The sequence below is a fragment of the Leucobacter soli genome, assembly GCF_042659205.1.
GTDB lineage: Bacteria > Actinomycetota > Actinomycetes > Actinomycetales > Microbacteriaceae > Leucobacter > Leucobacter soli.
The window spans coordinates 1-6,218 of the sequence record NZ_JBHSRW010000132.1 but is presented as its reverse complement, the minus strand read 5'-3'; the positions used below and the strand labels follow the sequence as shown (position 1 = coordinate 6,218).

At 71.3% G+C, this 6,218-nt stretch carries 6 protein-coding genes; 4 read left to right on the top strand and 2 right to left on the bottom strand.

The features are described 5' to 3' along the window. Window positions 1–100 precede the first annotated feature (100 nt). On the bottom strand, window positions 101–808 hold the full coding sequence (locus tag ACFPZL_RS08795) for an NUDIX hydrolase (RefSeq protein WP_218115874.1): 708 nt from the start codon (window positions 806–808) through the stop codon (window positions 101–103). Continuing rightward, a complete protein-coding gene (gene coaA, locus ACFPZL_RS08790) occupies window positions 808–1,803 on the bottom strand; it encodes a type I pantothenate kinase (RefSeq protein WP_218115875.1) in 996 nt (331 codons plus the stop codon). Before coaA ends, ACFPZL_RS08795 begins: the two co-directional genes overlap by 1 nt. Window positions 1,804–1,835: 32 nt before the next feature. Here coaA and glmS point away from each other — a divergent pair, with 32 nt between their 5' ends. The 4 genes from glmS to tsaB all read left to right on the top strand — a co-directional run. Further along, window positions 1,836–3,728: a glutamine--fructose-6-phosphate transaminase (isomerizing) gene (glmS, locus tag ACFPZL_RS08785; RefSeq protein ID WP_218115876.1), complete on the top strand. Its 1,893-nt coding sequence runs from the start codon at window positions 1,836–1,838 to the stop codon at window positions 3,726–3,728. Window positions 3,729–3,730: 2 nt separating this feature from the next. Next, window positions 3,731–4,102: a holo-ACP synthase gene (locus ACFPZL_RS08780; protein WP_218115877.1), complete on the top strand. Its 372-nt coding sequence runs from the start codon at window positions 3,731–3,733 to the stop codon at window positions 4,100–4,102. After that, window positions 4,099–5,787 (top strand): alanine racemase, encoded by a 1,689-nt coding sequence (gene alr / locus ACFPZL_RS08775; RefSeq protein ID WP_218115878.1) that lies wholly within the window; start codon window positions 4,099–4,101, stop codon window positions 5,785–5,787. The genes ACFPZL_RS08780 and alr overlap by 4 nt, the downstream gene beginning before the upstream one ends. Beyond that, on the top strand, window positions 5,784–6,218 hold a 435-nt coding region (tsaB, locus tag ACFPZL_RS08770), incomplete at its 3' end, for a tRNA (adenosine(37)-N6)-threonylcarbamoyltransferase complex dimerization subunit type 1 TsaB (RefSeq protein ID WP_382335123.1). The genes alr and tsaB, both read left to right, overlap by 4 nt.

Genomic DNA, 6,218 nt, shown 5'->3' with positions numbered 1-6,218 from the left:
CCGGCGCCGACGCGGACACCGGCGCCGGCGGTGGGTCAGCCGTCGAACAACTCCGACTCCGGCCGCTCGTAACGGCTCGAGCGGATCCGCCGGGCGCGCGTCAAGCCGTGCGCCCGGTACCGGATTCGCGCGGATCCGCCTCCGGACCGGCGACCAGCCCGAGCGCCACCAGCGTATGCGCGTCGCGGATCCCGTACTCCCCGGCGAGGCGCCGCAGCTCGGCCAGCTCGAACCAGCGCGCCTCCTCGACCTCCTCGTCGGTCGTGCCGAGTGGAACCGACTCGTCGACCGTGCAGGCGACGATGCCGAAGCGCTGCGGGAACATCGTCGAATCGACGTAGTAGCGGCCGATGACCCGAGGATCGACTCCCGTGTACCCGGTCTCCTCGAACAGCTCGCGCATGGCGGCGCGGATCAGCGCGGCGTCGCTGTACGCATCGTCCGGTTCGCCTGCCGCAGAGGCGCCGGTCGCGCCGCCTACGGCACTGGTGCCGGCCGCGTCACCTACGGCGTCGGTGCCGATAGCACCGCCCAAGGCGTCGGTGCCGATAGCGCCTCCCACGGCGTCGACGGCCTCGCTCGATCCGCGCGGCAGCTCCCAGAGCTCCTCGCCGGTGGAGACCCGCACGCTCCGCACCATCAGTAGCTGGGCGCCGCGCCGTGCCGCGACGGCCACGCCTGGCCGCCCGTCCGCGACGACCAGCCGGTGGTGCCGATAGCGGTGACCCGGCGGATGCTCGACCTCGGCGGCCTCCAGACGCACCGAAAGCGACCCTGCGGCCTCGTACACGGGCTGGAACTCCGGCACTAGAGCTTCCTCAGCAGGACCTTCTGCACGCGGTGATCCGCCTCCTTGCGCAGCACGAGCGAGGCGCGGGCGCGAGTGGGCCGGATGTTCTCGATCAGGTTCGGCTCGTTGATGCCCTTCCAGTACTCGTGCGCGAGGGCGCGCGCCTCATCGTCCTCGAGCTCGGCGAAGCCGCGGAAGTACGAGTCCGGGTCGGTGAAGGCCTGCTCCTTCAGCTGCAGGAAGCGGTTGGTGAACCACGCCTCGATGTCGGCGGTGCGGGCGTCGACGTAGATCGAGAAGTCGAAGAGATCCGAGACCGCGAGCGGATGCTCCATCGAGGCGGGCTGCAGCACGTTCAGGCCCTCGACGATGAGGATGTCGGGTCGGCGCACCACGGTGAACTCGCCGGGCACGATGTCGTAGATCAGGTGGCTGTAGTGCGGCGCTCCGACCTCGGGCACACCGGACTTCACCTGCGAGACGAAGCGCAGCAGCGCGCGCCGATCGTAGGACTCCGGGAAGCCCTTGCGGTGCGCGATGCCGCGCCGCTCGAGTTCGGCGTTGGGGTAGAGGAAGCCGTCGGTGGTGACGAGCTGCACCTCCGGGGTCTCCGGCCAGCGGGCGAGCATGTCGCGCAGCACGCGCGCGACCGTCGACTTGCCGACCGCGACGGAGCCCGCGATGCCGAGCACGAACGGGGTGGGCCGGTCGGTGCGGCGACCGAGGAAACCTCGGGTGCGGCGGTGGACCTCCCGGCCCGCGATCGCGTACTGGTTGATGAGGCGGCTCAACGGGCGGTACACCTCGCCCACCTCGGTCAGGTCGAGCGGCTCGCCGAGTCCGCGGTACGTGTCGAGCTCGGCCTCGGTGAGCGGCATCGGAGTCTCGCCCGCGAGTCTCGCCCACTCCTCACGGCCGATCTCGATGAAGGGGCTCGTCGCATCGTGCCGCGTGAGCGCCTGGGTATCGGCGCCGACGGCGGCGTCGGTCGGGGGTGTGCTGGGCTCGGTCATCGCACATCCATGGTGCCACTAAACTTGCCGGCATGTGCGGAATCGTGGGTTATGTCGGCCCGAACGACACGGTCGATGCCCTGCTCGGCGGCCTGAGACGGCTGGAGTACCGCGGTTACGACTCCGCCGGAATCGCCGTGCTCGACGAGCGGGGCGGGCTCGCGGTCCGCAAGCGGGCCGGCAAGCTGGCGCGGCTGATCGAGCTGGTCGAGGCCAGCCCGGTGGCGGCGGGAGGCACCGGGATCGGGCACACCCGCTGGGCCACGCACGGCGGGCCGACCGACGAGAACGCCCACCCGCACCTGGGCGACGGCGGCAAGCTGGCGGTGATCCACAACGGCATCATCGAGAACTTCGCCGAGCTGCGCGCGGAGGTTGAGGCCGGCGGCGTCGAGCTGATCAGCGAGACGGACACCGAGGTCGTCGCCGCCCTGCTCGGTCTCGAGGTGGCGCGCCTCGGCGACCTGGAGCGCGCGTTCCGCGCGGTGGTCGTGCGGTTGCACGGCACGTTCACGCTGCTCGCCCTGCATCGGGACGCCCCGGGCACCGTGGTGGCTGCCCGGCACAATTCGCCGCTCGTCGTGGGGCTCGGCGACGGGGAGAACTTCCTGGGCAGCGATGTCGCCGCCTTCGTCGCGCACACGCGTCGCGCGGTGGCGGTGGACGAGGACAACATCGCGGTCATCACTCCGGACGAGGTGCGGATCACCGACTTCTCCGGGGACCCGGTCGAGTTCGCCGAGTTCGAGGTGGCCTGGAACGCCGACGCTGCGGAGAAGGGCGGCTGGCCCTCGTTCATGGCGAAGGAGATCACCGAGCAGCCGGAGGCGATCGCGAACACGGTCCGCGGACGGATCGTGGGCGGCACTGCCGACGGTGATGGCGCTGCCGACGCTGCCGGCGGCGCCCGCGTCGAGATCCCGGAGCTGACCGAGCTGGGCGACGACACGCTGCGGAACATCGATCGCATCGTCATCATCGCCTGCGGTACGGCCTCCTACGCCGGCCAGATCGGCGCCTACGCGATCGAGCAGTGGGCCCGCGTGCCGGTGGAGGTGCAGCTGAGCCACGAGTTCCGCTACCGGGATCCCGTGCTCGACGAGCGCACCGCCGTGATCTCGGTGAGCCAGTCGGGCGAAACCATGGACACCCTCATGGCGGTGAAGTACGCGAAGGATCGGGGCGCGCTCAGCGTCTCGGTGTGCAACACGCAGAGCGCGACGATCCCGCGCGAGAGCGACGCCGCCGTCTACACGCACGCGGGGCCCGAGGTGGCGGTCGCCTCGACGAAGGCGTTCACGGCGCAGATCGCGGCGCTCTACCTGATCGGGCTGCACCTCGGCCGGGTCAGGGGCACGTTGAGCGACGCGGATGCCGCAGCAGCCATCCGTGCGTTCGACGCGCTCCCTTCGGCCATGGCCGAAGCCGTGGAGACCCACGAGCAGATCGCGCAGCTCGCGCACTGGATGGCAGACACCCGATCGGTCCTGTTCCTCGGGCGGCATGTCGGCTACCCGGCGGCGCTCGAGGGCGCGCTCAAGCTGAAGGAGATCGCCTACATCCACGCCGAGGGCTTCGCCGCGGGCGAGCTGAAGCACGGCCCTATCGCGCTCATCGATCACGGCCAGCCGGTGTTCGTGCTGGTGCCGTCGCCGCGCAAGGCGCCCGTGATGCACTCCAAGGTGGTCTCCAACATCCAGGAGATCCGGGCGCGGGGCGCGCGGGTGATCGCGATCGTGGAGAAGGGCGACACCGCGGTGCTGCCCTACGCCGACGACGTGATCCGGCTCCCGCTCACCGACGCGCTCTTCGAACCCCTCGTGCAGGTCGTGCCGCTCCAGTGGTTCGCCCTCGAACTCTCCACCGCGAAGGGGCTCGACGTCGACCAGCCGCGCAACCTCGCGAAGTCGGTGACGGTGGAGTAGCGGTGCTGCACGGCATCGGCGTCGACACGGTCGACATCCCGCGCTTCGCACGACGGCTCGAGCGGACGCCCGCACTGCGCGCGCGCCTGTTCACCGCGGCGGAGCGGGAGCTGCCGGTCCATTCGCTCGCGGCGCGCTTCGCCGCGAAGGAGGCGCTCATCAAGGCGATCGGCGGATCCGGCGGTCTCGGCTGGCAGGACATCGAGATCGTGCGCGACGCCGACCGCGCGCCTTCGTTCGCGCCGACGCCGGGGCTGCGGCGGGAGCTCGGCTCCCGCGGTGCCGGTCGGGCCCATCTGTCGATGACGCACGACGGCGGCTTCGCGACCGCCTTCGTTATCCTGGAGCGCACGACGGACGGAGCGGAAGAGTGAGAACAGGATCCATGCGCGTCGCCGAGATCTCCCTGCCCGCGATCCGGCACAACGTGCACCGAATCCGGGAGCTCACCGGAGGCGCCGTGATCGCGGTGATGAAGGCGAACGGCTACGGCCACGGAGCCGTGCACTGCGCACGGGCCGCGATCGAGGCCGGGGCCGCGATCATCGGGGTCGCCGACCTCGAGGAGGCGCTCGCCCTGCGCGAAGCCGGCATCGACGGGCCGATCCTGTGCTGGCTGCACGGTGTGCGGGTCGACTGGGACGCCGCGGTCGACGCCGGCATCGAGGTCGGAATCAGTCACCTCTCGCAGCTCGAGGGCGTTGCGGCCGCTGCCGGACGCGCCGGCCGAACGGCGGACGTACAGTTCAAGCTCGACACCGGCCTGAGCCGGAACGGAGCCGGCGTGGAGGAGTGGACCGATCTCTTCGCGCGCGGCGCCGAGCTCGTCCGGTCCGGCGAGATCCGGGTGCGCGGCGTCTTCAGCCACATGGCGAACGCGGGGGAGGAGCACGACCTCGTGCAGGCCGCCCGCTTCGACGAGGCGCTGGCGCTGCTGCGCGGCGCCGGCATCGAGCCCGAGTTCATCCACCTCGCGGCGTCCGCAGCGACCTTCGCGCGGCCCGGCCTCTACTACAACACGGTGCGCGTGGGCATGGCGGTGTACGGTTGCAGCCCGTTCCCCGACCGGACGTCGGCGGAGCTCGGGCTGATCCCCGCGATGACGCTGCGCTCGGAGATCGTCGGGTTGCGCGCGGTGCCGGAGGGTACCGGCGTCTCCTACGGCTACAACCATGTCACCCAGGGCGGTACGACGCTCGCCCTCGTCCCGATGGGCTATGCCGACGGCATGCCGCGCGCACTGAACGGCGCCGGAGCGACCGTCGCGATCGCAGGTACGCACTGCCCGATCGTGGGGCGCATCGGCATGGATCAGTGCATCGTCGATGTGGGCTCGCTCGCGCGCAAGGTCAGCGTGGGGGAGCCGGTCGTGCTGTTCGGGGATCCGAGCACGGGCGTGCCGCCGGCCGAGGTATGGTCCGAGGTGCTCGGCACGATCGTGTACGAGGTCGTCGTCGGCATCGGCCCCCGAGTGCTCAGAGTCGCGGTCGACCATCTGCCCGGTGCTCCGGACGAGGATGTGCTCGTGCCGGCGGCCGGTGACCGGAGCGGCGAGCCCGTCTCGCAGCGCTTCGACGTCTCGGATCCCGAGCGCATGCACGAGCTCGGAGTCGAGCTCGGCGGGCGTCTCGCGGCGGGCGACCTCGTGATCCTGACCGGCCCGCTCGGAGCGGGCAAGACCACGCTGACCCGCGGCATCGGCGAAGGCCTCGGCGTCCGCGGTCCGGTGACGAGCCCGACCTTCGTACTGGCGCGCACGCATCCATCTCTCGTCGACGGGCCGCCGCTCATCCACCTCGATGCGTACCGCCTCGCCGACGCCGCAGAACTCGACGACCTGGACCTCGACTTCGACGGCTCGGTCGTCGTCGCCGAGTGGGGAGCCGGGATGCTCGAGGAACGCGGATCCTGGATCGAGATCGTCATCGAACGGCCGACGGGATCGACCGCCGCGGGCGGGGCACTCGAGGATGAGGATCTCGGCGAGGAGCTGATCGAGCCGCGCGTCATGACGATCGCCGGATACGGGCCGCGTTGGGCGGACGGAGTGCTGCCGTGAACGAGGGAGCGCTGCGCGGGACGGCGTCGAACGACGGGGCGCCGAACGACGGGGCGGAGATCCAGGACCCGGCGCCGCGCGGCGTCAGCGCACCGGAGCTCGGCGCGCAGACGCTGCTCGCGATCGACACGGCGCTCGGCACCAGCGTGGCGCTCGGCGTCGGCGGAGGAGCCGGCGGTACACCCGGTGGCCGGATCTTCGAGGTCGCGAGCGATGATCCGCGCGGGCACACCGAGGCCATCGGCGTGCTGATTTCCCAGGTGTTCGAGATCGCCGAGTCGTCGCCGACCGAGGTGACGGGGGTGGTCGTCGGGATCGGGCCGGGCCCCTTCACCGGGTTGCGCGTCGGCATCGCCGCAGCACATGCCTTCGCTGCGGGCCGCGGGGTGCCGCTGCTGCCGCTGCAGGGCCACGAGGCCGTCGCGCTCGAT